Here is a 25,032-nt window from a genome sequence, read left to right on the forward strand (position 1 = left end):
GAGCAAGAGACTGCCCCCGCGACGGAAACCGCGACGGGGGAAGGGGCCTGGGGCCGCGAGGGATGCGCAACACCGCCACCCTGCAAGAACAGTGCGCAAAAACTTTCGCATTCGCGACGTTTTCTTGCCATCATGTGACGTGCACTTTCCCTCCGGCACCTGGAGTCCCACATGCTCTTCAGCCACGACCCCCACCACGACGGGTCCCCCGACTACGTCACCCTCGACGGCGACCGGGCTCGGCTTCGGGTCCGGGTGCCCGGCGGCGCCGACGCCGTGTACGCGTACGTGGTGGAGGACGGCGAGGCGGGGCTGGTCGAGGCGGAACCGGAGGGCACCGCGAACGGGGTGGGCTGGTTCGCGGTGGAGATCCCCCTCCAGCCCGTGGCGACCCCCTACCGTTTCGCGATCGTGCGCGACCGCCGCTACACCTGGCTCAACCAGGAGGGCGCACACGACCACGAGGTCACCGACGACGCCGACTTCCGGCTGGTGAACGCGCCCAACCCGCCCTCCTGGGTCCCGGGGACCACCGTCTACCAGGTCTTCCCGGACCGCTTCGCGCGTGACGACGACTCCGTGGAACCCCTCGCCGAGCACCCGGAGTGGGCGGTGCCGCGCGCCTGGGACGACGAACCCTCGGGGTTCGGCCCGGCCGCGCCCGGCGAGTACTACGGCGGCACCCTGGAGGGGGTCCGCCGCCACCTGGACCACCTGGAGGAGATCGGAGCCCGGGTGCTGTACCTGACCCCGTTCTTCCCGGCCCGCTCCACCCACCGCTACGACGCCTCCAGCTTCGACCGCGTGGATCCGCTGCTCGGCGGCGACGAGGCGCTGCTCGCGTTGACCCGCGAGGCGCACGCGCGCGGCATGCGGGTGATGGGCGACCTCACCACCAACCACACCGGTGACGAGCACGAGTGGTTCCTGGCCGCCCGGACCGACCCGGACTCGGAGGAGGCCGGGTACTACTACTTCGAGGAGCACCCTGAGAGCTACGTGAGCTGGCTGGGCGTGCGTTCGCTGCCCAAGCTCGACTACTCCTCGGCCGCCCTGCGCGAGCGCGTCTACGGTGCCGACGACTCCGTCCTGGTGAACCGGCTGGGCGGCGAGGAGGGCCTGGACGGCTGGCGGATCGACGTGGCCAACATGACCGGGCGCCTGGGGAGCCAGGACGTCAACCACGAGGTGTCCGGCGAGATCGCCGCACGGATGCGCGAGGCCGCCCCGCGGGCCTGGCTGCTGGCCGAGCACTTCTACGACGCGGGACCCGACACCCGCCACGACGGCTGGCACGGGGTGATGAACTACGCCGGGTTCACGCGGCCGGTGTGGGCCTGGCTGAACACCGGGCCGGAGGGGGTCCGGTACGCGGCCACGCACACGTCGGCGCCGCTGCCCAGCAGCGGGGCGGTCGAGGCGGTGCGGGCGATACGGGCCACCAACGCGGGGCTGCCCTGGCGGGTGCGCACCCACAGCGTCAACGCGCTGAGCACTCACGACTCCGCCCGGTTCCGCACCGTGGTGGGCGACCCGCTCCGGCAGGCGGTCGGCGTGGCGGCACAGGCGGCGCTACCGGGTGTGCCGTTCGTGTTCGCGGGGGACGAGATCGGGCTGGAGGGGCGCGACGGGGAGAACTCCCGCCGCACGATGCCCTGGCACCGCCCCCAGGACTGGGACCGGCGGGTCCTGGACTCCCATCGGCGCCTGCTCACCCTGCACCGGAACCTCCCCGCGCTCCAGGAGGGCGGGTTGCGCTGGCTCGACGCGGGCGAGCACCACATGACGTTCCTGCGGACGCTGGGCGACCAGGTGGTGCTGGTGCACCTGACCGACGGGCCGCACGGGGAACGGGTCGCCGCCCCCGGCGATCTGGACGCGGCGGGGCTGGAGGTCGTGGAGAGCGACGGCGCGGTGCGGGTTCGCCTGGGTGACCCGGTGGCGCTGTCCGCCGACGGCCCCGGCTACCTGTTCGCGGTCGGCACCCGTTCGCAGGGCTGACGCGTCCGGGCACGGGGCGCCCGCCCCGTGCCCGGACCGGCGGAGCCGGGCCTCACCCCAGGAGGGGCTCCACGTCCTGGGTGATGCGGGTGACCACGTCCACGGTGCGACCGGTGAAGTAGAAGTGGTCGCCGGGCAGGGTGTGGTGGGCGAAGCCGCCCTCGACGTGGTCGGACCAGCCCGCGAGGCGTTCGGGTGTCATGCCCTGGTCCCGCGCGCCGCCGAAGACCGAGAGCGGGACCCGCAGGGGCGGGGTCCGGGGGTCGGGGCTCCAGGTGTCGACCAGTTGCAGGTCGGCGCGGACCAGGGGTTCGACGAAGGACCACAGGTCGGGGTCGTCCAGGGCCCGCCGGGGGGTGCCGCCCATGCGGGCGATGGTCTCGCGTAGGCGGTCGGCGGAGACCAGGTGACGGGGTTCGGCGCGTTCGGGTCCGGGCGACGGGCTCCACGCGGAGGCACCGAGCCAGACCGGCGGGGTCCCGGCGTCGGTCAGGCGGAGGGTGAGTTCGTAGGCGACCAGTGCGCCCATGCTGTGGCCGAAGAGGCCGAAGGGCCGGTCGAGCTCGGGACGGATCACCTCGTGCATGCGCTCGGCCAGGGCGTCGGCGTCGCGCAGGGGCGGCTCGTGGGCGCTGCGGACGCGTCCGGGCGCGTCCAGGAGGCAGATCTCCCAGTCCTCGGGGAAGTGGCGGACCCAGCCCCGGTAGCCCAGGTGGGAGCCGCCCGCGTGGTGGAGGACGAAGAGCCGGAACCGGCTGTGGGGTACGGGTCTGAGCCGGTTCAGGGCGCCCTCGTGCACGGCTCTCCCCTCCTTTCTACCGATGGGTAACCACGCGAACCTACCAGTCGGTAATGAGCTTCGGGTAACCCGGAGAACCCGGCCCGCTCCCCCGCGTGAGCACGGCCACACCCGCGTCCGGGCGCCGCCCCTCGCCCACGGCGGGTCCCCCGACTCCGCCGTGAAGGGAAACCTTCCCGCTCCGCGCGGTGACAAAGGCCAACGAAGGGTACGAACCACCCGCGCCTCCGGCGCCCCGCCCACGCCCCGCACCGAGAGGTCCGCATGGAACACACCCACGTCGTCGACGGGCTCGCCTCACCGGTCGAGGTGGTGTGCGACCGGTGGGGCGTCCCCCACGTGCGCGCGGCCAGCGCCGACGACGCGTTCGTCGCCCAAGGCTTCACCGCCGCCCGGGACCGGCTGTTCCAGCTCGACCTGTGGCGGCGCCGCGGCCTCGGCCTGCTCTCCGAGGTCCTGGGCGACGGGTACTTGGAACGCGACCGCGCGGCCCGGCTCTTCCTCTACCGGGGTGACATGGAGGCCGAGTGGGCCGCCTACGGCGAGGGCGTGCGCAGGACCGCCGAGCTCTTCACCTCGGGAATCAACGCCTACGTCGCCCTCACCGAACGCGAGCCCGCGCTGCTCGGACCGGAGTTCGCCGAGCTCGGGTTCACCCCCGACCGCTGGGCTCCCGAGGACCTGGCCCGGATCCGCTCCCACGGCCTCTACGCCAACGTGGAGAAGGAGCTCGCCCGCGCCCTCACCCTCCGCGACTTCGGCCCCGGAGCCGAGGACCTGCGCGCGGTCCGCGAACCCGAAGGGCCCCTGCGCGTACCCGCGGGCCTGGACCTGGACGTCCTCCACCCCGGGGTCCTGGACGTGTACCGGCTGGCCTGCGCGCCCCTGGACCTGTCGGGCGCCGCGCCGTCCACCGCCCCCCTCGAACCCGACGGCAGCAACAACTGGGTGATCGGCGCCGAGCGCACCGCCACCGGCCGCCCGATCCTGGCCAACGACCCCCACCGGGCGGTCGGCGCCCCGGCACTGCGCTACGTCACCCACCTGACCTGCCCGGAGTTCGACGTGATCGGTGCGGGCGAGCCCGCCCTGCCCGGGGTGTCCATCGGACACAACGGACACGTCGCCTTCGGTCTCACCATCTTCCCGATCGACCAGGAGGACCTGTACGTCTACGAACTCCACCCGGACGACCCCGGCCGGTACCGGCACCGCGGCGGCTGGCGGGAGCTGGATACGGTCACCGAGCGCGTCCCGGTGCGGGGCGGCCCCGACCGCGAGGTGCGGCTGGAGTTCACCGTGCACGGACCGCTTGTACGCTCCGACCCCGAGCGGAACGCCGCCTTCGCCGTACGCGCCGCCTGGCTGGGTCCCGGTATGGCGCCCTACCTGGGCAGCGTCCAGTACATGCGGGCCCGGAACAGCCGGGACTTCCGCGACGCCCTGCGGGTGTGGGGCGCGCCCGGTGAGAACCAGGTGTACGCCGACGCGGAGGGGATCGGCTGGATCGCGGCGGGCCGGGTCCCCGTACGCCCGAACTGGGACGGCTCGCTGCCCGTACCCGGTGACGGAAGCCACGAGTGGGCGGGCTTCCACACCGGCCTGCCCGCCGTGCACCGGCCCGAACAGGGGTGGTTCGCCTCCGCCAACGAGTACAACACGCACCGGGCCCCGGACTGGGACCCGTTCACCGTGACCCGGGACTGGGCGGCCCCGCTGCGTCACGAACGCATCGCGGCGGAGCTGTCCGCACGCGCCGACTGGTCCGTCGAGGACGCCTGCCGCCTCCAGGGAGACCACCTGAGCCCGGTCGCGCGCGCCGCCCTGGGGGTGCTCGACGCACTACCGGACACCGACCCGGGGACCGCGCGGGCCCTGGGACTGCTGAGGGCCGGCGGCTGGGACGGGACCATGGCGGTCGACCTGCCCCAGCCCACCCTGTTCGAGCACTGGTTCGCGCACCGTCTGCGTCCCGCACTGCTGCGTGAGCGCCTGCTGGAGCTGGTCGCCCCCGACCGCGTCGAGGCGGCGGTGGCGGCCCTCACCCCCGATGCGGACCGGGCTGCGGACCCGCGCGTGACCATGCGCCTGCTGGCGGAGGCGGTCCTCAGTGAGCGGGGACGCGCGCTGGTGGCGCGCTCCTTGGGGGCGGCCCACCGGGACCTGACCGGGCGGCTCGGTCCCCCCGGTCCGGCCTGGCACTGGGGAGAGCACCACTTCGCCCGGCTGGACCACCCCCTCGCCGCGCTTCCGGACCCTCCGCTGTGGGCCCGGGGACGGCGTGTCGCGCGTCCGGGCAGCGCGGACACCGTGGACCTGACCGCGGCGGACTCCTCCGGCCGCCAGTACCACGGCGCGTCCTTCCGGATCGTGGTGGACGTGGACGCCTGGGACGGGTCCGTGGCGGTCAACGCCCCCGGCCAGTCCGGTGACCCGCGCAGCCCCCACCACGACGACCTCACCGACCTGTGGGCTCGGGGCCGTCACTTCCCGCTGCTCTACTCCCGCGCGGCCGTGGACCGGCACCGCGTCTCGACCCTCCACCTGCTCCCGCCCGCGCCGTGAGCGGCCCCCGGGCCTCGGGTGGCACCGCCCGCCCGAGCCGGGTGGCGAGCTCGGCGGTGCGCGCGACGAACTCCTCCGGCGCCTCCAGGGTGAAGTCCAGACCGGCCAGGGCCAGCACGATGACGATCCACTCGTAGGAGTCCACGAGGGCCACGTACCGGCAGCGGTCGGGGCCGACCGCCTCCAGCGAGCCGTCCACCCGGGTGAGACGGGCGGCCACCTCCGCCGCCGAGGCGTGGAAGAGAACCGTGACGGAGTGCCGCTCCCGGCCCGGACCGAACCCCTCCTCCAGGTGCGCGGCCAGGTCCTCGGCGGGGAGCGCCCTGGGGGTGAACGCGGCGCGGGTCGGGGTGATGTCGGTGATGCGGTCCAGCCGGAAGGAGCGCCAGTCCCCTCGGTCGCGGTCCCAGGCGAACAGGTACCAGCGCCGTCGCAGCAGGACCAGCCGGTAGGGGTCCACGTGGCGGCGGAGTTCCCGCCCGTCGCGACCCCGGTGGCTCATCCGGATCCGGTGTCCCGCGGCGACCGCCTCACTCAGCCCGGTGAGCACGTCGACCGAGGCTCCGGGCCACACGCTCCGCCCGGGTTCCACCGCCGACGCCAGGGTGCTGGCCCTGCGGGACAGACGCGAGGGGAGCACCCGTTCGATCTTGCCCAGGGCCCGCTCCGCGCCCTCCTCCGCGCCCTGGACGCCGCTGAGCCCGCCCGCGACCATCCGCAGCCCCAGTGCCACGGTGACCACCTCGTCGTCCTCGAACATCAGCGGTGGCACGGCGTTGCCCGCCACCAGACGGTAGTGGCCGCCGGGACCGCGCAGGCTCTCCACCGGGTAGCCGAGCTCGCGCAGGCGGTCGATGTCGCGCCGCATGGACCGGGGGCTGGTGCCCAGCGCCTCGGTGAGGGCGGCGGCGGACCAGGCCCGTCCGTTCTGGAGCAGGGAGAGCAGGCGCAGCATGCGCTGACTGGTGTCGGCCATACCAGCATTCTCCCCGACCACCGAGCAGTTGTGGCCGGTTTCTGGCCACAATCCGATCTAGTGTGACCGCCATGAGCACCACATCCACACCAGGCATCACCGTGACCGGGGCCCGTGAGAACAACCTGCGCGGGGTGGACCTGACCCTGCCCAGGGAACGACTCGTCGTCTTCACCGGAGTGTCGGGGTCGGGCAAGTCGTCCCTGGTGTACGGCACCATCGCCGCCGAGTCCCAGCGTCAGCTCAACGAGGCCCACGACAGTTTCACCCGCAGCCGGATGGCCCACCTGGGCGTGCCCGACGCGGACCGGTTGGAGAACCTCACCGTGACGCTCGCCGTGGACCAGAGGCGGTTCGGCGGGAACGCGCGCTCGACCCTGGGCACCGCCACCGACCTCGCACCGCTCCTGCGACTGCTGTTCTCCCGGATCGGCCGGCCCTGGGCGGGCTACTCACCCGCCTTCTCGTTCAACGACCCCAGCGGCATGTGCCCGGACTGCCAGGGTCTGGGCACCCTGCGGCGCATCGACGCCGAAGCCCTCCTGGACGACTCCCTCTCACTGGACGAGGGTGCCATCCGGCTGCGCACCTTCGCGCCGGGAACCTGGCGGTGGAAGCGCTACGTGCACGCCGGGCTGTTCGACCGCGAGAAGCCGGTGGGCCGCTACACCGCCAGGGAACGCGACCTGTTGTTGCACGCCGAGGGGCTCAGGCTCACCGACCCGGACCCGGAGTTCCCGGTCACCGGGGTGTTCGAGGGGGTGGTCCCCCGCATCACCCGCAGCCTGCTGGACGCGGAGTCTGTCAACCCGCGGGACCGCGACGAACTGGAACGGGTGGTGTGGCGCGGCCCCTGCCCCGAGTGCGGGGGCGCACGGCTGAACCGGGCCGCGCTGGCCTGCCGGATCGGTCGGCACAACATCGCCGAACTGGCCGCCATGCCGGTCTCCCGGCTCGGCCCGGTGGTCGCCGCCATCCACGACCCGCGCGTGGCCCCGGTGACCTCGGCCCTGCTGGAGCGCCTGCGCGGGCTGGAGGAGGTCGGACTTGGATACCTCAGCCTGGACCGGCACTCGGCCACCCTGTCCGGCGGCGAGGCCCAGCGGGTGCGACTCGTCCGGCACCTGGGCGGCGCGCTGACCGGCCTGACCTACGTGCTGGACGAACCCAGCTCCGGGCTGCACCCCGCCGACGTGCACCGGCTCACCGCCCTGCTGCGCCGCCTACGAGACAAGGGCAACACGGTGCTGGTGGTGGAACACGACCCGGACGTGATCGCGGCCGCCGACCACGTGGTGGACCTCGGCCCCGGCGCCGGACACGAGGGCGGCCGCGTCGTCTACGAGGGCTCGGTGGAGGGGCTGCGCCGCGCGCCCACCCCCACCGGCCGCTACCTGCGCCAGCCCCGCTCGGTGCGGTCCCGTACCCGTACCCCGGTCGGATCGGTGGAGGTCCGCGACGCCCGTCTGCACAACCTGCGCGGGATCGACGTGTTCGTCCCCACCGGAGTACTGACGGCGGTGACCGGGGTGGCGGGGTCGGGCAAGAGCTCACTCGTCCACGGGGAGCTGCCCCGGGTACGCCCGGACGCGGTGGTGCTCACCCAGGGATCGCTGCACGGCGGCCCCCGGTCCACTCCCGCGACCTACCTGGGGATCCAGGACACCCTGCGCACACTGTTCGCCCGGGCCAACGGGGTGGCGTCCGGCTGGTTCAGCGCCAACTCCACCGGGGCCTGCCCGACCTGCCGGGGGCGCGGGGTGATCGTCACCGACCTCGCCTTCCTCGACGACGTCGAGACGGTGTGCGAGCACTGCCGAGGGCTGCGGTTCAACGACCGGGCGCTGTCGTACACCCTGGACGGCCGCACCATCGCGGACGTGCTGGCGCTGACGGCGGCACGCGTCCGGGAGGTCTTCGAGGGGCCGGTCGCGGAGTCGCTGGACCGGATGGAGCGGGTCGGGCTGGGCTACCTGAGGCTGGGGCAGTCCCTGGACACGCTCTCCGGCGGGGAGCGCCAGCGCCTCCGGCTGGCCCGTGAGCTGGCGGAGCCCGCGCGGCTGTACGTGCTGGACGAACCCACCACCGGTCTGCACGGCGGCGACGTGGCCGGGCTCGTCGCCCTGTTCGACCGGATGGTGGACGCGGGGGCGACGGTGGTGGTCGTCGAACACCGGATGGACGTGGTGGCCGCCGCCGACCACGTGGTGGACCTCGGCCCCGGCGCCGGACACGAGGGCGGCCGTGTGGTGTTCGAGGGGACGCCCGCGCGGATGGCCGCCGCAGGGAAGGGGGCGACCGCGGACGCCCTGCGCGCCCACCTGGCCGGATGACTCCGGGCGCCCTCCGACCGGGCCGCCCGACGGCCGCGGGGGCGGTCGGCCGGGCCCGGAGTCCCCCGAATGATGCGGATGTCGCGGGAACTCCCGGGGCCCTCCGAACGACGTCACTGTCGACCGGAACGGCGACGGCGGAGGAGACCCATGGAACCGGCGAGCACGAAGCCCGTGACCGAGGACGGGGCGCCCCCGCCCGGGCCAGGCGTGTGGAACCAGCTCAGGCCGCTGGTGATGCGGCTGCACTTCTACGCGGGTGTGCTGGTGGCGCCCTTCCTCCTGGTGGCGACGGTCTCCGGGCTGCTGTACGTGTGGACGCCCCAGGTCGAACAGGCGCTCTACGCCGACCAGCTGAGGGTCCCCGCCGCCGAGGGGTCCCTGCCCCTGGCCGAACAGGTGCGGATCGCCCGGGCGGAGGTGCCCGACGCCGCCGTGCACTCGGTACGCCCGGCCACCGCCCCCGAGGACTCCACGTGGGTGCTGATGGACCTGGCCGAGAGCGGTACCGGGGCGCGCACGACGGTGTTCGTCGACCCCCACGCGGGCGAGGTCCTGGGGGTGTCCGAGAGCTACGGGACCAGCGGCGCGCTGCCGGTGCGCACCTGGATCGACCTGCTCCACCGGGAGCTGCACCTGGGTGACGTCGGTCGGCTGTACAGCGAACTCGCCGCGAGCTGGCTGGGGGTGGTCGCCCTGGGCGGCCTGGCGCTGTGGGTCGCCCGGCGCCGACGCGGTCGCCAGCGGGCGGGGCGGGCGCGCTCGGTCTCCCTGCACGCCACCGTGGGGGCATGGGTCCTCCTGGCTCTGCTGTTCCTGTCCGCCACCGGGTTGACCTGGTCCCAGTTCGCGGGGTCGAACGTCTCCGATCTGCGTGAGCGGATGTCCTGGACCACTCCGGCGGTCTCCACCCAGGTCCCCTCAGCCAGCCCCGGGGTGGACGTCGGCCCGGACGCGGTCCTGGCCAGCGCCCGGGAGGCCGGGCTCGACGGGCGGGTCACCGTCGACCTGCCCGCCGACCACACCTCCCCCTACGTGGTCACCCAGCTCGAACGCTCCTGGCCGACCCAGGCGGACTCGGTCGCCGTCGCCCAGGACACCGGTGAGGTCGTGGACGTCGTCCGCTTCGAGGACCACCCGCTCATGGCCAAACTCAGCCGCTGGGGTGTGGACGCCCACATGGGGCTGCTGTTCGGCGTGCCCAACCAGCTCGTCCTCACGGCGGTCTGCGGCGGGCTGATCTGGGTGATCGCCCTGGGCTACCGCATGTGGTGGCAGCGCAGGCCGACGCGCGGCGGAGCCTGGGCGCTGGGGCGCCCGTACCCGCGCGGCTCCTTCCTGGCACTGTCCCGGCCCCTGAGGGCCGCGGTCGTTCTGGTCTGCGCCGGGGTCGGTCTGGCCCTGCCCGTTCTGGGGGTGTCGCTGCTGGCCTTCCTGGTGGTCGACGTCGTGGTCGGCCGGTTCTCCGGGGGTACCGGGCGGCTCAGGTCCGGTTCGGGGTGAGTTCGGGGAACCGCCGCAGCACCCGGTCGCACACCTGGGCCGGGGTGAGGTCGGTGTTGTCGACGGCCAGGTCCGCCCACGTGCCCAACCACTCCTGTTCGGCCTGGTAGAACGGGTCGACCCTGGACCGCCGGAAGGCCCGGGCGTCCTCGTTGAGCTCGGGGTGGCCCGGGGCGACGTCGTGGGCCGCGATGCGCGCGGCCAGGGTGGCGCGGTCGGGACGCAGCAGGACCCGGCGGACCTCCAGTCCCTCGGCGTACAGGCCGCGGAGGATCTCCTCCGCGTACTCCCGGCGGAGGACGCTCATCGGGGCGACGAGGGTCTGGCCGGTGAAGGCGTGCACCTGGGCGGCGACGGTGGCGAACAGGGCGCGCCAGGGCGGCAGGTCCTGGAAGTCTCCGGGGTGGTCGGGCAGCAGGTGGCGGAGCATGAAGCCGATCTCCTCGGGGTCCAGGAGACGGCTGTGGGGCACCCGTTCGACCAGCAGTTCGGCGGTGGTGGTCTTCCCGCCGCCGAAGGGACCGTTGATGAGCAGCAGCATGCGCGCAGACTACTCGCGGCGACGGTCGGGTTTCGGGGCCGGGACGCGGTTCCCGTAGGCTGACCTGCCGAACCGGGATCATCCGGGCGCGACGACTAGAGAACCTGGCATGAAGCACCCAACCGACGTGTGGGCGACCGTCACCCCCGACCGCGAGGTCCTGGCGGTCGTGCGCAGCGTCCCGGCGGCCGGACGCCTGTTGGACGTGGTCGGGTTGTTCGGTGACGACCGGGTGGGCGTGACCTTCACGGTCACCCCCGGTTCGGCCTCCCAGGCGGGGATCGAACCCCTGCTCAGCGCCGCCGGGGTCGACCTGCTGCCCTGGGACGAGGCGGTCGCGGGGTCGGACCGGTTCGACCTGGCCCTGGCCGCCAGCGCCAAGGGCGACCTGCACCGGATCAAGGCACCCCTGGTGCTCATGCCGCACGGTGCCGGACACAACCGCCGCGTGGGGGACGGCCCCGGATCACTGTCGAACGCCTCCGGACTGGACGCGTCCGAACTCGTACACGAGGGACGGCTGATCGCCGAACGGTTCGTGCTGGCCCACCGGGAGCAGGAGGACCGCCTGCACGAGTCGTGCCCCGAGGCCGAAGGGCGCGGCGCGGTCGTCGGGGACCCGGCCTTCGACCGGATGCTCGCCGCCCTGGGGCGCCGCGAACGCTACCGGGCCGCCCTGCACCTGGACGGACGTCGGCTCGTGGTGGTCTCCTCCACCTGGAACCGGGGGTCGCTGCTGGGTGCGCGGCGAGAGGTCGTGCGCCGACTGCTCGCCGAACTCCCCTGCGACGAGTACCGGGTGGCGCTGGTCGCGCATCCCAACGTGTGGAGTCAGCACGGCCGGGCCCAGCTGGAGCTGTGGTTCGCCGACGAGATCGAGGCCGGGCTGGTGCTGGTCCCCCCGGCCGAGGGGTGGCGGGCCGCGCTCGTCGCCGCCGACCTGGTCGTCGGTGACGTGGGATCGGTGACCTACTACGCCGCGGCCCTGGGACGGCCGGTGCTGCTCGCCGCGTTCTCCACCGGCGACCTGGACCCGCGCTCCCCGCTGCTGGAGTTCGGCGCGGCGCTGCCGAGGCTGACCCCGGCGGGCGTGGCGGACCAGGTGGAGGACGTCGTGCGGATGCCGGTGCCCCCGGTCTCCGACCTGCTCATGGAGCACCGCGCCGAGTCCGCTCCCCGGCTGCGGTCGCTCCTGTACTCCCTGCTCGACCTGCCCGAACCGGAGCGGACCGCGTACTACCGGCCCCTGCCGGACCTGCCCGACTCCCCCGACGACGTCACGGCCTGGCGCGTGGACCTCCGGGTGGACCGTCCCTCACCGGACGTTGCGGAACCCGCCACCGGCGGGACCGAGGTGTGTCTGCGCCGCTACCCCGCCGGGGCTCCCCTGCCGCGGGCGGGCAGGTCGGCCGTGCGCCCGCTGGTGGTGGACGCCGAGGACGCGGTGATGCCGCGCTGGGGCTCGACCGACGCGTGGTCGAACCGCCGGGGCCGCACGGAGGAGGAGGCGGTGGCCTGGCTGAAGGAGCGGGTCGACACCTACCCGAAGACCCTGCTGGCCGTCGCCGCGCTCGGTGAGGGGTCGGTGCTGCTGATGCACCGTTCCGGCGCCGCGATGCGGGTGCGCCACGCGGACGGCGTCCGTCCGTGGGTCGACGCGTCGGTCGTCGCGGCCGCCGCCGTGGGCTGGGCCCGCGAGGGCCTGCCGTGGCACCGCTGGCACCACCGCGTTCAGGTCCGCCTGGGCGGGCGCACCCTGCACCTGAGGGCGTACCCCCCCCCCCCGCGGGAACTGGGCTTCCTAGGGGATGTTGAGGTGGCCCCGGGCTGACCGGCGCGGGCGGGTCAGCCGGGCGACGGGTCAACCGGTCGGTGCGGGTCAGTCCTCCGGCGCGGTGAGGCCCCGGAGGTCCTCGGAGATCCGCTGGGCGACGCCGTCGAGGTGGTAGTACTCGGTGATCTTCAGTGCCCAGGCGAGCCGCGCGCGGGCCCGGGAGCTCTCTCCCCGCCGCTCCGCGACAGCGGCCAGGGCCCGCGCCGCCTGGACCTGCTTGACCGGTTCGGCCAGTTCCTCGAAGACGATCCTGGCCGCGTCGGCCCCGGTCTCGGCCTCGTCGAGGCGGTTCAGGTCGGCCAGTGCGCGGGCCCGTGCCAGTCGCACCCGGGCACGCAGCAGCTCCCAGTCGTGGATCGCCCAGTCCGTCTCGCGTCCTCCCCCGTCGCGGGAGAGCACGGCCAGCCGGTGGTCGGCGATCCGCTCGGCCTCCCGCAGCTCCGTCTCCGCCAGGGTCGCGTCTCCCCCGCGCCGGGCCTGCTCTCCCAGCTGGTAGGTCTGGAGGGCGTCACCGCGCGGACGACCCGCGCGCCGGTGGATGTCCCGGGACCGGGTGAGCAGTTCCTCCGGGCTCCGTTCCGACCCCGGACCGGCCCGCCCCTCCAGTTCGGGGAAGCGGCCCCGGAGGAGTCCCTGGGTCTCCAGCACCACGGCCTGGTCCGGCTCCGACCCCTCCGCCGCCCGGGCCGCCTCCGCCACCAGGGCGGCGGCGCGTTCACCCTGGCCCAGCTCGGCGTGGACGCGGGCCAGGTAGACGGCGCAGCGCGCGACGGCGCTCCGCTGTCCGGTCTGGCGGGCCACTTCCAGGGCGTGTCCGTAGACGCGCGTGCCGATCTCCAGGCGGCGTCTGCCGTGGCAGGCGGGCCACACGGCGTCGGCCAGGACCAGGACGGCGACGGGGTTGTCGAGTTCGTGGGCCAGCCGCATGAGGGCGGGGACGTGTGCCAGGTTCCGGTCCTGCCAGTCGGCCGCCTCGCTCCTGCGGCCGAAGGGGAGCCGGTGGTCGGCGGGCGCGACGGTCAGTTCGGCGGTGTCCAGCGCGTTGGTCAGGCGGTGGCGTTCGCCGAGGCTGGCCCGGTCCGCCAGGTGGTGGGTGACGGTGAAGAACCGCAGGACGGCGGCGGCGTTCAACCTCCAGCGCTCCGTGGAGCCCTCGCGCACCCGGTCGCGGACGAGTTCGACGATCCCCCTCCCGGCGCCGGTCTCCGGGTGGAGCAGGCTGGCGTCGGTGAGCCTGCCCATGACCTCAGGGGCCCGTTCCCCCGCCGCCGCGTGACCCAGTTCGGCGGGGAAGGATCGGCCCGGATAGGCGGACAGGAACTTCAGGAACTCCAGGTCGTCCGCGCCCAGTCCGGACAGGGCCACGTCGATGACGGCGTCCACCCCCGCCAGCGGCGGGACCGTGGACCGCTGACGGGCGACCACGGCGTCGACCAGCGCGCTGATGCTCAGGCCCTGGGCGTCCACGTGCCCGGCGGCCATGCGGATGGCCGAGGGCAGTCCGCCGCAGAGTCGCACGAGTCGGGTGGCGGCCTCGTACTCCACGCGGTCGGACATGCGTCGGTCGACCGCGTGGAACGAGCGGAACAGGCTGAGTGAGTCGGCCTCGGGCAGGGAGCGCAGGGTGAGGGCCTCCGCGCCCCGGGCGATCCGCCCGGCGGCTCCGGCGAAGCCCTCCTCACAGGCGGCCACGACCAGGTGCGGTCCCGACCCGAGCGGGAAGTGGTCGATCTCGGTGTCGCTGGCGGCGCCGTCCAGGAGCAGCAGGAGGTGCCTTCCCGCGGTCACCCCTCGCAGACGGCCGATGAGGACGTTGACGTCGGTCTCCGCGTCCACGTCCCGCACGTGGAGGTCCTGGAGGAGGCCGCGCAGGACTCCGGCGAGGTCGAGGTTGCCCTCACGGTCGCGCCAGGTGTCGAGGTCCCGGTACAGGACCCCGTCCTCGAAACGGTCCGACAGGCGGGCGCCGACCTCGGCGAGGGTGACGCTCTTGCCGATCCCGGACTCCCCCAGGAGCAGGGCCAGCGCGCCCCGGCGGTCCCGCCGGACCTCGGCGGCGAGGGCGTCCAGCCGGACGAGGTCGTCCACCCGGTTGGTGAACCTGCGGTCGGCGGAGGGTGCCTGGTGGGGCGGTGCGGGCGGCCGGGGCTCCCCGAAGTGGACGCTGCCGACGCTCCGGGCCTGGACCGCGGCGTCCGCGTGTCCCGACAGGTCGTTCCGGTGGGATTCCGGCACCGCTGGCCTCCTGGGGGTGGTTTCGCGCGGGCGCGACGGGTGGTCATGGCCTCCGACGATCCTAGGGGCCCGCCGTCAGGCGGGGGCCCGGTCACCCGACGGTGTCCGCTTCCGGTCGTCCGGACGGGGTTCCGGGGTCGGAGGCCAGGCGGCGCAGGAGCGGGCCGTACTCGGGGTGGGCCAGGGCGGAGGCGAACTGGGCGACCAGGTAGTCGGCGGGGTTGCCGGTGTCGTACCAGCGCCCCTGGATGACCTGCCCGTAGACCGGGTGGTCGGCGGCGTGGGCGTTGATGGCGTCGGTCAGGTAGATCTCGCCGGTGCGGTGGGTGTACCAGCGTTCGGTCTGGGCGCGCAGCTGGTCGACGATGTCGGGCGTGACCACGTAGCCCCCGATGGCGGCGTAGGCGGAGGGCGCGTCCTCGGGCTTGGGCTTCTCGACCAGCCCCGAGATGCGCAGGAGCCCCTCGGAGAGGTCCTCCGCCACCCGGGGCACCCCGTAGCGGCGGGACTCCTCGCGGTCCATGGGCATGAGGGCGAGAACGGGGTGGCCGGTGCGCTCGTGGGCACTCACGAGCTGCTGGGCGCGGGGGACGTCCGCGACGAAGACGTCGTCGGGCCACAGGACGAGCGTCGGTTCGTCGCGGGCGTCCCGGTAGGCGTTCAGGACCGGGGTGCCGTTGCCGTAGGGGCCGTGCTGGTCCAGGTAGGTGATGTGCCCCAGGCGGGCCAGCTCCGCGACCTCCTCCACGGCGTCGGCGTACTCCTGCTTGCCGTCGCCGCGCAGGCGTGCGACCAGGGCCGGGTCGGGGCGGAAGTGGTCCTGGATGAGGGACTTGCCGCCGGAGACGACGATCGTGATGTCGGTGATGCCGGAGGAGACGAGTTCGCGGACGGTGTGCTCGATGACCGGCTTGTCACCGACCGGGAGCATCTCCTTGGGGGTGGCCTTGGTGAGCGGCAGCAGCCGCGATCCCATACCGGCCGCGGGGATCACGGCGCGTCGGATCGTCCTGGTCATGTGTCTCCCCTGGTCGTGGCTGGTGCGGTGGAGGCCGATCGTATCCGCGCGATCGTCGGCGGGCACGGAGGACAGGGCCGGGTGCGCACCGGTATAGAATGAACATGTGTTCATTCAAAAATCGGAGGTTCGATGCCACGGAGTCCGGAACAGCACGAGGCGATGCGCGCCGCCACCCGCGAACGGGTGCGCTCCGCCGCCGTTCAGCTGTTCGCGCGTCAGGGGTTCGCGGCGGTGAACATGCGGCGGATCGCGGAGGAGGCGGGCATCAGTACCGGCTCCATCTACCGTCACTTCACCACCAAGGAGGAATTGTTCGAGGACCTCGTCACCGAGGCCGCCGCCGGGATGGGGGAGGTCGTGGCGCTGTTCCGGGGGCCGGGGGACCCCGTGGAGTCCCTGCGGGCGTTCACGGAGGAGTTCCTGTCGGACCTGGCCGGAACCGGGGACTTCGTCGAGTTCTTCCAGCTCATGCACCAGGCGTTCACACAGGGGAACTCTCCGGAGGGAGGGACGCCCGCCGTACTCGCGCTGGTCACCCGGAACACGGAACTGCTCGCCGCGACCGTGGAACTGGTGGAGCGCGGGCAGTCCGGCGGCGCGCTGCGCCGCGGCCCCGCCGCCGAGCTGGCGACCTGCTACTTCGCCCTGCTGGACGGTCTGGTGACGATGCGGTCCGCCCTGGGTGAGCGGTGTGTGCTGCCGAGTACGTCCACGGTGATGGGTCTGCTCCTCAAGGAGGGAAACGATGGTTGACGGAACCGGGGAACCGGTGGTGATCGAGGTCAGGCGCGGCGACGAGCTGGGCGAGGCGTACCGGAGGGCGATCGCGGAGGTGTTCGTCGAGGGGTTCGGTGATGATCTGGCGTACTTCGCCAAGGACCCGGCCCGGCTCACCGAGGCCGTCGAGCACATGCTGGTACTGGAGCGCTTCCACGTGGCGCTGATCGACGGGCGGCCCGCGGCGCTGGCCAGCCTCACCGAGGGCGACCAGGAGGCGATCGACCACGACGCCCGCACGCTGCGCGGGCATCTGGGCCTGGTCAAGGGGACCATCGCGGACCGGGTGTTCCGGACGCACTTCCAGGGTGGCGCCACCAGGTCCAGGCCCGGCCGCGCCGAGATCGGCTTCGTCGCCAGCGCGCGGCGCTTCCGTGGCCGAGGGGCCGCCAAGGCCGTCCTGAACCACCTCCTCGCCCTGCCCGGGTACGACGAGTACACGCTGGAGGACATCAAGGACAACAACGCGCCCGCCCTCGGGCTCTACGAACACCTCGGCTTCCGCGAGTACAAACGGCGCGGGGTCAGCCACTCCCGGCGGAGCGGGTTCCACGCGTACGTGTCCATGAGGCTCACTACAGCACGGTGACGGCCACCCTGCGGCCGTCGGGATCGGTCAGCAGGTGCTCGCCCCGGGAGAGCGGCGGGTCGGTCTCGGTCACGTCCAGGGCCAGGCTCAGCCGGAGGTCGCTGGCCCGCAGACTGTCGGGGGCCGGGTGGATCTCCAGGACGGGTCCCAGGGGAAGCCTGCTGGAGTAGCGGCTCGGCCCGTCCGGGTCGGGTTCCTCCCCGAAGGCCAGACCGAGCGCGTTGTAGAAGTCCCGGCACTCCTGGGCCCTGGACGTGTACAGGACGATGGAGTCGAGGCAGGCGTGCGTGTCGAAGATGGGTTCCGGCATGGCCGTCCCTACTGCTCGGAGGGTGCGAGGGGGGCGTGTTCACCCCGGTTTCCAGTCTGCGCGGCGGGTGCGACGGCCACAAGCGGGTGGTTCCCGGCTGTGGACAACTCCCTCAGAGAGTCCACAGGCCCGAGGTGAGCTGATCCCGGTACCGGTGGCAGGCCCCTCCTCGCTGAGCGGACGCAGCGCGGCACCCTGTTCACGGAAGACCCGGGAGCTGCCCCGGACGAACAGGGTGTGCGCGGCGACGTCGAAGCCCAGGTGGTCCCGTTAGCCCTCGTGGAGCCGCCGGTGGTGGTCGATCCCGTCCGGATCCGGCCGGGGCGCCCCGGTCTTGGACCCTGCGCACCCGAATCCGCTGCTCCACGCAGGCTCCCCATCCGAGGGCCGCACTCCATCCTGGTTCCGGCGGCCAGGTCAGGCCCCTTCCTCGGCCGGACCGGCGTGGTCGCCCCGGAGTACGACGGGGTGGTTAGGCCCGTTCGGGCAACCGGTAGACGGACACGTGCGAGTGGGAGTCCCCGGTGAAGGGGGCGCCCTTCCAGTCGGCGTGCCGGGACTCCAGCCCGAAGCCGGCCATCTGCGCCATGAGGTCGAGTTCGGACGGCCACACGTACCGCTGCTTCACCCGGATCACGCTGGGCTCGCCGCCCTTCTCGAACCGGATGTGGTGCGAGACCAGGTGCTGGTGTTCGAGGTCGAAGGTGTCCAGCCCCACGTACCCGTCCCGGTGGGCGAACACCAGGCCGTCCTGGCCGGGAGGAAGCCGCCGCAGGCTGGGCACGCCCAGTTCCACCACGAACCGTCCGCCGGGCCCGAGGTGGCGGGCGGCGTTACGGAAGCACTCGACCTGTTCGGCCTGGGTGAGCAGGTTCGAGATCGTGTTGTAGACCAGGTACACCAGCGCGTAGTCGCCGGGGACCCGCGTGGCGGCCATGTCACCGACCACCACCGGGATGGTCGCCTCGTCGGCCTTGGCGCGCAGCCGCTCGACCATCGCCGGGGACAGCTCGACACCGGTGACGGGGACACCCCGGGCGGCCAGGGGCACGGCGATCCTCCCGGTGCCGACCGCGAACTCCAGGGCCCCGCCGTTACCCGCGAGCGCGGCCAGCGCCGCCACGGCGGGGTCCACCTCCCCGGGGGCGAACATGCCCTCACCAGGGGTGTCGTAGGAACTCGCCATCTCGGCGTCCCACACCGGGGACGGCGCGGACGGTTCGTGGGGCTCCGGTGCCGGTTCAACGTCAGTCATCCGGGCACGGTAACGCCGGTCCGCCTCCGAGCGCCAGAGGATTTCCGGACCCGTCTCCGCACTGCGGAATCTTAGCGTTCTGCCCTCCTTGTGGTCCTTTGTCACTACACATAGCATCAGCGCGACCCCACCGGGTCACGAAGATCATCAGCACCCTCACCCCAGGGAGACCCCATGCTGAGACGCGTCCTCACACCCCTCCTGGTCGCGCTGAGCGCACTGGCGCTCACGTTGTCGGGCACCGCCACGGCGAGCGCCTCCGAGCAGGCCCGGAACGCCACCGTCCTCTACTACGACTCCAGCCAAGCCGCCGAGTTCACCTCGGTCGTCGCCTCGGCCGTCGACGTGTGGAACTCCAGCGTCGACAACGTCCGTCTGGAGCCCGCCTCCGCCGGGCAGCGCGCCGAGATCCGCGTCATCGCTGACGACGGCTGGCCCCGCGCCCACCTCGGTCCGGTGCGTCCCGGCGGGCAGGTCACCGTCTGGATGGGCCGCCAGGGCACCGCCGAGGGCCACGACCCGCTGCGGATCGCCGCGCACGAACTGGGCCACAGCCTGGGCCTGCCCGACGCCAAGCCCGGCCCCTGCTCCTCCCTGATGTCGGGCTCCACCGGCGGCGTGGGCTGCACCAACGCCCAGCCCAACGCCTCCGAGCGGGCGCGGGTCGAGGCCAACTACGGCGGCGGACCGGCCGGTCAGCAGGCCGCTGACGGACAGCTCCTGGTCGACCGCCACTAGGGACACGGGAGGGCCGACGCGGCTGCGTCGGCCCTCCTCCTGCTGATCGGGGCTACTCCACGACCTCGAACTCCAGGGTGTCGGTGAACGTGCGCCCGTGGGCGTCGGTTGCGGTGACCTCGGCGGTGTGCACTCCGGTGGCGAGGTCCTCGGGCAGGTCGAACCGCCACAGGTGCATGGTGCGGTCCGCGAGGCTGCCGCCGTGGACGAGCTGCTGGGCGACGGCGTGGGGGTCGGAGTACTCCGCGCCGACGCGGACGCCCTCGCCCCGGAGCTGCTGGGTGCGCTCGGCCTCCGCAGCGGGGGCTCCGTCGAGGCTGACCTCCACGGTGGCGCCCGTGGAGCCGAGGAAGAGGTTGGTGGTCAACCAGGTGCCGCCCGCCAGGTCGTCGGCGCCGATCTCCAGCGGCTCCGCGAGCTCGGGAGCGTCACCGACGGGGTCGGAGTTCCACTCGCGGCGCTCGGTGTACCACTCGCGGTAGGTCGGGCTGTTCAGACCGAGCTGGGTCTGCACCCCGTCGGGCTCACCGGTGACGGTGTAGCGCTCCTGGAACCGGTTGCCCTCGATGTCGAGGGTCACCACGCCGGGACGCCCGCCGTCGCGGCCGACGGCCGTGGGGTAGCCGTCCTCACCCACCTCGCCGGAGTACCAGTCACCCGAGATCGCGCCCACGGTGAGGTGCGGGAACGGAAGCCCCTCGATCCCGAAGAGGTCGCGCCAGCCCTCGACGTCGTCGCCGGTCCTGAGGTTCTCGATGCTGTGGCTGTGACCGGCCACCGCCACGGCCTCACGGCCCTCCAGGAGTTCGTGGACGCGCGCCACCTGGTCGACCTGGTGGACCGGGGAGCCCTCGTCGGCGTAGTTGAGCAGGCCGATGTGGCCCGCCACGACGACCAGCTTGTCCTCGTCGACGTTGGCCAGGTCCTGTTCGAGCCAGGTGAGCTGGTCGTCGCTGATCCGACCGTTGTAGGCAGCCTTGCCGCCGGGGGCGCAGTGCTCCCCGATGCCCTCGGGGCTGTCGTCGGCCGCCGTGCAGGGGTAGTCGACGGTGTTCAGGGCGACGACGTGCACGTCGCCCACCTGGTAGGAGTAGTACGCGGGAGCCAGCGCCGCGCGGAAGGTGTCGAAGGAGTGCTCCGCGCCGGGGGCGTCGAAGTCGAGGTCGTGGTTGCCGGGCAGGAACCGCGCCGGGCCGTTGGTCTCGGCCACCAGTTCCTTGATGTCGGGGTAGAGCGACAGGTCGTCACCGGCCACGTCACCGACGAAGAGCGTGCCGCAGCCCGCGTAGTCGTCGCGTTCGGACAGGTCCTTGATGGCCCCGGCGCGCGCGTACTCGATCTCCTGCCTGTCGTAGGTCTGGAGGTCACCGGCGATGACACAGCTCTGGTCCTCGGCGGCGGTCAGCTCGCTCTCGACGAGCGGGAAGTTGACCTCCGACGGCAGCGGACCGGTGGGCTCGATCCCGCCGTAGCGCAGCTCCGGGGAGCCCTCGGGCAACGGCAGCGGACCGGTGGGCTCGATCCCGCCGTAGCGCAGCTCCGGGGAGCCCTCGGGCAGGTGGTTGTAGTGGAACTGCGGGATGTTGTACTCGTCCAGCGGCACCTGGTAGCCGGACGGCTGCGTGATCGACACGGTCATGTTGTCGAACGCGGGCAGCTGGTACCGGCCCTGGTCGTCGGTACGGACCACGTCGCGGCCGTTGGTGACCACGACCCCGGCGAGGCCGGTCTCGCCCTCGCTGGTGCCGTCGCGGTCGGTGTCGACGAACACCGTGCCGTTGAGCAGCGGGGTGTCCGGGGCGTCGTCGGGGGTGCGGACGATCTCGATCGCACCTCGGTAGACGGAGTCGTCCCCGTCGTTCGAGGGCGCCGCCACGGCCGGGGCCATCGCGACGGTCAGGGAGGCGGTGAGGGCGAGGACCGCCGAGGCGGTCAGCGCGGCGCGGAGGCCGCGGCGGGTGCGTTCGGTGGGGGTGTGTGTCGTGAGCATGCGGTTTGCTCTCCGATACGTGAGGGGGCCTGACCGGTCGGGGGACCGGACCAACGCCACCTTCCTCGACACGGCTGAACGCGGGCACAGGCCCCAGCCAACGGACGACCACCGTTCGGTGACGACTGGTCCCGCTCCGTGACCGCGCACCCCCGACGAAAGTCGGTGCGGGCCGTCCACCAAAGGGTCCGCCCGGGGCGTCCTGTCGCCTTCTTAGGCGACACGACGGAGCGTCCCTCAGGTGGATGCCGTGGAGGGTGCGGCGAACCTAGCGTGGAGTACGTAGCCAGGGGGTCCGGTTCCGCACCACGACGGGGGCGGCCGGACCCCGGAAGAGACTGAGGAGTCCCGCGATGACACTGCTGAACCTGTTCGAGTCGATGACCCCCGAGACCGGGATCGCCCTGGTCCTCATGATCGGCGCGCTGCTGGTGAGCCTGGCGGCGATCGTGCTCATCATCGCCGCGGCGTTCAGCATCCTGTTCTCCCGGCTGGACGTCCCCATGAAGCTCGTCTGGATCATCCTGGTCTTCCTCGCCCCGCTGATCGGCGCGATCCTGTGGTTCCTGATCGGACGGAACCGGGTCCCGGCCCAGCAGTACGGGTACCGCTGACCCTCGGCCGTACACGGGCCCGAGCCACCGTCCGCGGCTCGGGCCCGTCGCCGTGCCGGGGGTCAGGAACGGTGCACGGTGAGGCTGTCCGAGGCGGCCTCGGCGCTGCTCGCGGAGACCGTGCCCGTGCGGGCGAAGTCGGCCCACAGGCGGCGGACCGCGCGGCCGCGCCGGTCGAGCTCCGCCCAGCTGGTGCGGCCGACGAGTCTGGTGTCCTCCCAGGCCTTCCGGTTGCCGAGCAGCAGGGGGAGGTCCACGATGTGGGCCGCGCCGTAGGGGCTGCCCTCCGGCCGCCAGGTGACGGTGTAGCGGGTGGCCCTGCCCCCGGACCTGCGGTGGTGGCGGGCGAAGCGCTTGGTCGGGCCCGTGTAGATGCGGTACGTGGTGGCCCACACCAGGAACCGGCGCAGGACCGGGCCGACCAGGGGCAGGGCGGCCAGGCGCTGGATCGGCGGGAGGAACTCGGCGAACAGCCCGGTCTCCTCGCTGGTCGCGCCGACCAGCAGGTCGATCCCGGGGGCGGCCGCGGCCCAGGCGCGGAGCCGCAGGGTCTCGGCGGGCAGGGGCGAGTGCCCGTACTGGGTACCGAACGGCATGGCGCTGGCCAGGCCGTGCCCCTTGGCGGCGGCGCCCGCGCGCTCTTCGAGGGCGACCAGTTCGGCCGCGCTGGCCTCGGGGTCGGGTAGGCCCACGGCCCGCCCCATGGCCTCGGACATCCGGGACCGCCCGGTGATGATGCCCAGCGGAGCGCTCTGAACCACGGCGCGACGGAAGAGGCCCTCCGCGCCCTGGCTGATCATGAGGTGGGCGACGGCGTCGCCACCGGCCGACTGGCCGAAGAGGGTGACCAGGTCCGAGTCGCCGCCGAAGGCCGCGATGTTGGCCCGGACCCAGCGCAGCGCCTGGATCTGGTCGAGGAGACCGAGGTTGGCGGGGGCGGTGTCACCGATGCGCAGGTAGCCGAGCACCCCGAGCCGGTAGGTGACCGCCACGACGATGACGCGCTGTTCGGTGACGAGCCGGGTGGGGTCGAAGATCTCCATGTCCCCGGCGCCGGTGACGTACGAACCACCGTGGATCCACACCATGACGGGAAGGCGCTCGTCCTCGGTGAGGTCGGCGGGGAAGGTGACCGAGAGCCGCTGGCAGTCCTCGTCGTGGCGGCCCACCGAGACCCCGTCGACCGCCGTCGACACCACCTTGGAGGTGAGCTGCGGTGATGCGGGTCCGGGCCGGGTGGCCTGGAAGGGTTCGGTGAACGGCGGCGCGGGCCGGGGCGGGGCGAACCGCTCGGCGCGCGCGTAGGGGATGCCGAGCGCGCGGACCACCGCTCCCCGGACCGCGCCGACGACGGTTCCGGTGGGGGTGTCGACGCGGCGGAGCTCGTCCCGGGCGACGGAGGTCTGTTCAGTCATGGTTCCCATCCTGGTGCGGGGTCGCGCCGCCGGTACCGCGTTCGGAGAGGGCGCCACCCGAGGCGAGGATAGTCCACACGGCCGTCCGGGGTCGGGCACGGCGGTCGCGTCGGGCTCTCCGGTCGACCCTCCTCCCAGTTCGGATCCCGCCCTCTGGTTTCCTCGTCCCCATGAGTACGAGTGATGGCCTGTCCCGGGTGGACGTGAGGGACGTTCCCTCGTTGACGGACTTCCTGCGGACCGTCGACCTGACCCTCAGCGGTCTCGACGCGCCGTGCGTCCGCCTCTGGGTCGAGCGCGGTGCCGACGGCGGGATCGTCGGGAGCACGGGCTACGAGATCAGCGCCGACCGCGGGCACGCCCTCATCAGGAGCGTGGCCGTCGCCCCGACCCGTCGTTCGACGGGCAGGGGCGTCGGTCTGGCCCGCTTCGCCCTGGAGCGTGCCGCGGAGGAGGGCGCCTCGACGGCCTGGTTGTTCAGCCGGCGCTCCGGCGCCTTCTGGCGGAAACTCGGGTTCGTACCCGCTGACCGGGACGAACTCGCGAACGTCCTGCACGAGACGTATCAGGTACGGCTGTTCCGGGACTCCGGACAGCTGGACCGCGAGGTCGCGTGGTCGCGACCGCTGGCGACGTGAGGAGGCCAGGTGCGGTCCGGGGCGCGGCTGGTTCCCCTGGATCGGAGGAGTGGCGGCGCCCCGTGCCGGGAACGGTGTCGGCTCAGAACCGGCTCCCGGGCACGGCCACGCTGACCTGCCCTCCGAAGGCCTCCCGCGCGTGTCGGCGGCCCTCGTCCCAGTCGGCGGGGCTGGCGAAGTGGGTGAGCACCAGGTGGCGCGCGTCGGCCTCGGCGGCCAGCTCCCCCGCCATCCGCGCCGTGAGGTGCCCGTGGCCGTGCAGGGCCTGCTCGTCCGCCTCCAGGTAGGTGGCCTCGCACACGAACAGGTCGGCGTCGCGGGCGGCCTCCGCCACCGGGGCGCAGTGGCCGGTGTCGGAGGAGAACGCCACGGTGCGGCCGTCCGGCGCCTCGAAGCGCAGCGCCGCCGAGGGCACGCTGTGGTGTGCCGCGAACGACCGGAACGCCACCCCGTCCACCTCGTGCACGGTCCGGCCGTCCCTCGGCATCGCGGTGATCTCGAAGGACTGCGTGATGGGCTGGTTCATGGTCGGCAGGGTGGGGATGCCGAAGGCCGCGTCGAAGGCGGCCACACGCTCGGCCTCGCCCTCCGGGAGGAACAGCGGGACGCGGGGCAGCACCTCCGGGAAGGTCCATCGGTAGGCCCAGGCCATGAGGTCCAGGCTGTGGTCGGCGTGCATGTGGGTCACCACGATCCCCCGGAGCTGGTCGAGCCCGTACCGGGAGCAGTAGGCGAGCAGCGACCCGGGCCCGGCGTCGACCAGTACCAGACCGGTCTCCGTGTGGAGCAGGTAGCAGGAGGCGGGCCCCTCCTTGGTGGGCGCGGTCGCGTTCGATCCGAGGATCTCCAGTTCCAGCATCGTGTTCCTCTCGTGGCGGGTGGTCGTCAGGTGTGGAGT

At 73.1% G+C, this 25,032-nt stretch carries 20 protein-coding genes; 10 read left to right on the top strand and 10 right to left on the bottom strand.

Features of this window, described 5'->3' with window-relative positions:
* Window positions 1-171 precede the first annotated feature (171 nt).
* Window positions 172-2,001 (top strand): glycoside hydrolase family 13 protein, encoded by a 1,830-nt coding sequence (locus tag AC0VYL_RS14785; RefSeq protein WP_475480478.1) that lies wholly within the window; start codon window positions 172-174, stop codon window positions 1,999-2,001.
* Between the two features lie 52 nt (window positions 2,002-2,053).
* Here AC0VYL_RS14785 and AC0VYL_RS14790 read toward each other — a convergent pair whose 3' ends face one another.
* Window positions 2,054-2,800 carry a thioesterase II family protein gene (locus AC0VYL_RS14790; RefSeq protein WP_475480479.1) on the bottom strand — a complete coding sequence of 249 codons (747 nt, stop codon included), beginning with the start codon at window positions 2,798-2,800 and terminating at the stop codon, window positions 2,054-2,056.
* 264 nt (window positions 2,801-3,064) lie between these two features.
* Between AC0VYL_RS14790 and AC0VYL_RS14795 the strand changes: the two genes are divergently transcribed.
* On the top strand, window positions 3,065-5,365 hold the full coding sequence (locus tag AC0VYL_RS14795) for a penicillin acylase family protein (protein WP_475480480.1): 2,301 nt from the start codon (window positions 3,065-3,067) through the stop codon (window positions 5,363-5,365).
* Here AC0VYL_RS14795 and AC0VYL_RS14800 read toward each other — a convergent pair.
* Window positions 5,259-6,341 (bottom strand): helix-turn-helix transcriptional regulator, encoded by a 1,083-nt coding sequence (locus AC0VYL_RS14800; protein ID WP_475453384.1) that lies wholly within the window; start codon window positions 6,339-6,341, stop codon window positions 5,259-5,261. The genes AC0VYL_RS14795 and AC0VYL_RS14800 overlap by 107 nt on opposite strands.
* A gap of 71 nt (window positions 6,342-6,412) precedes the next feature.
* On the opposite strand from AC0VYL_RS14800, the gene AC0VYL_RS14805 reads away from it, so the two are divergent.
* Together AC0VYL_RS14805 and AC0VYL_RS14810 are read left to right on the top strand one after the other, a co-directional pair.
* Window positions 6,413-8,674, top strand: coding sequence for an ATP-binding cassette domain-containing protein (locus tag AC0VYL_RS14805; protein WP_475480481.1), 2,262 nt, complete (start codon window positions 6,413-6,415; stop codon window positions 8,672-8,674).
* A gap of 150 nt (window positions 8,675-8,824) precedes the next feature.
* Window positions 8,825-10,177, top strand: coding sequence for a PepSY-associated TM helix domain-containing protein (locus AC0VYL_RS14810; RefSeq protein WP_475480482.1), 1,353 nt, complete (start codon window positions 8,825-8,827; stop codon window positions 10,175-10,177).
* On the opposite strand, the gene AC0VYL_RS14815 is transcribed toward AC0VYL_RS14810, so the two are convergent.
* On the bottom strand, window positions 10,158-10,718 hold the full coding sequence (locus AC0VYL_RS14815; RefSeq protein WP_475480483.1) for an AAA family ATPase: 561 nt from the start codon (window positions 10,716-10,718) through the stop codon (window positions 10,158-10,160). The two genes, AC0VYL_RS14810 and AC0VYL_RS14815, sit on opposite strands and share 20 nt — an antisense overlap.
* Window positions 10,719-10,827: 109 nt before the next feature.
* Here AC0VYL_RS14815 and AC0VYL_RS14820 point away from each other — a divergent pair, with 109 nt between their 5' ends.
* Window positions 10,828-12,549: a translation initiation factor IF-2 gene (locus AC0VYL_RS14820; RefSeq protein ID WP_475480484.1), complete on the top strand. Its 1,722-nt coding sequence runs from the start codon at window positions 10,828-10,830 to the stop codon at window positions 12,547-12,549.
* A 48-nt stretch (window positions 12,550-12,597) separates the two neighbouring features.
* Here the strand turns inward: AC0VYL_RS14820 and AC0VYL_RS14825 are convergent, their stop codons facing one another.
* Complete coding sequence (locus tag AC0VYL_RS14825; protein ID WP_475480485.1) at window positions 12,598-14,787, bottom strand: NB-ARC domain-containing protein; 2,190 nt, start codon at window positions 14,785-14,787, stop codon at window positions 12,598-12,600.
* A gap of 91 nt (window positions 14,788-14,878) precedes the next feature.
* On the bottom strand, window positions 14,879-15,805 hold the full coding sequence (locus AC0VYL_RS14830; RefSeq protein WP_475480486.1) for a UTP--glucose-1-phosphate uridylyltransferase: 927 nt from the start codon (window positions 15,803-15,805) through the stop codon (window positions 14,879-14,881).
* Window positions 15,806-15,937: 132 nt separating this feature from the next.
* Between AC0VYL_RS14830 and AC0VYL_RS14835 the strand changes: the two genes are divergently transcribed.
* Window positions 15,938-16,561 (top strand): TetR/AcrR family transcriptional regulator, encoded by a 624-nt coding sequence (locus tag AC0VYL_RS14835; protein WP_475480487.1) that lies wholly within the window; start codon window positions 15,938-15,940, stop codon window positions 16,559-16,561.
* Window positions 16,554-17,174, top strand: a complete 621-nt coding sequence (locus tag AC0VYL_RS14840; RefSeq protein ID WP_475480488.1) for a GNAT family N-acetyltransferase — start codon at window positions 16,554-16,556, stop codon at window positions 17,172-17,174. Before AC0VYL_RS14835 ends, AC0VYL_RS14840 begins: the two co-directional genes overlap by 8 nt.
* Here AC0VYL_RS14840 and AC0VYL_RS14845 read toward each other — a convergent pair.
* Together AC0VYL_RS14845 and AC0VYL_RS14850 are read right to left on the bottom strand one after the other, a co-directional pair.
* Window positions 17,161-17,484, bottom strand: coding sequence for a hypothetical protein (locus AC0VYL_RS14845; protein ID WP_475480489.1), 324 nt, complete (start codon window positions 17,482-17,484; stop codon window positions 17,161-17,163). The genes AC0VYL_RS14840 and AC0VYL_RS14845 overlap by 14 nt on opposite strands.
* A 472-nt stretch (window positions 17,485-17,956) precedes the next feature.
* Window positions 17,957-18,670 carry a class I SAM-dependent DNA methyltransferase gene (locus tag AC0VYL_RS14850; protein ID WP_475483516.1) on the bottom strand — a complete coding sequence of 238 codons (714 nt, stop codon included), beginning with the start codon at window positions 18,668-18,670 and terminating at the stop codon, window positions 17,957-17,959.
* Between the two features lie 243 nt (window positions 18,671-18,913).
* Here AC0VYL_RS14850 and AC0VYL_RS14855 point away from each other — a divergent pair, with 243 nt between their 5' ends.
* Window positions 18,914-19,477, top strand: a complete 564-nt coding sequence (locus AC0VYL_RS14855; protein WP_475453409.1) for a snapalysin family zinc-dependent metalloprotease — start codon at window positions 18,914-18,916, stop codon at window positions 19,475-19,477.
* Between the two features lie 52 nt (window positions 19,478-19,529).
* On the opposite strand, the gene AC0VYL_RS14860 is transcribed toward AC0VYL_RS14855, so the two are convergent.
* Window positions 19,530-21,365, bottom strand: a complete 1,836-nt coding sequence (locus AC0VYL_RS14860; RefSeq protein ID WP_475483517.1) for a calcineurin-like phosphoesterase C-terminal domain-containing protein — start codon at window positions 21,363-21,365, stop codon at window positions 19,530-19,532.
* Window positions 21,366-21,820: 455 nt separating this feature from the next.
* Between AC0VYL_RS14860 and AC0VYL_RS14865 the strand changes: the two genes are divergently transcribed.
* The gene (locus tag AC0VYL_RS14865; RefSeq protein ID WP_475480490.1) at window positions 21,821-22,081 is read left to right on the top strand and encodes a PLD nuclease N-terminal domain-containing protein; all 261 of its coding nucleotides are present in this window, start codon (window positions 21,821-21,823) and stop codon (window positions 22,079-22,081) included.
* Window positions 22,082-22,143: 62 nt separating this feature from the next.
* Here AC0VYL_RS14865 and AC0VYL_RS14870 read toward each other — a convergent pair whose 3' ends face one another.
* On the bottom strand, window positions 22,144-23,496 hold the full coding sequence (locus tag AC0VYL_RS14870) for a carboxylesterase family protein (protein WP_475480491.1): 1,353 nt from the start codon (window positions 23,494-23,496) through the stop codon (window positions 22,144-22,146).
* Between the two features lie 170 nt (window positions 23,497-23,666).
* Here AC0VYL_RS14870 and AC0VYL_RS14875 point away from each other — a divergent pair, with 170 nt between their 5' ends.
* On the top strand, window positions 23,667-24,134 hold the full coding sequence (locus AC0VYL_RS14875; protein WP_475480492.1) for a GNAT family N-acetyltransferase: 468 nt from the start codon (window positions 23,667-23,669) through the stop codon (window positions 24,132-24,134).
* A gap of 82 nt (window positions 24,135-24,216) precedes the next feature.
* Here the strand turns inward: AC0VYL_RS14875 and AC0VYL_RS14880 are convergent, their stop codons facing one another.
* The gene (locus tag AC0VYL_RS14880) at window positions 24,217-24,993 is read right to left on the bottom strand and encodes an MBL fold metallo-hydrolase (RefSeq protein ID WP_475480493.1); all 777 of its coding nucleotides are present in this window, start codon (window positions 24,991-24,993) and stop codon (window positions 24,217-24,219) included.
* Window positions 24,994-25,032: the final 39 nt, after the last annotated feature.

The organism is Nocardiopsis sp. iso_238 (assembly GCF_056173325.1).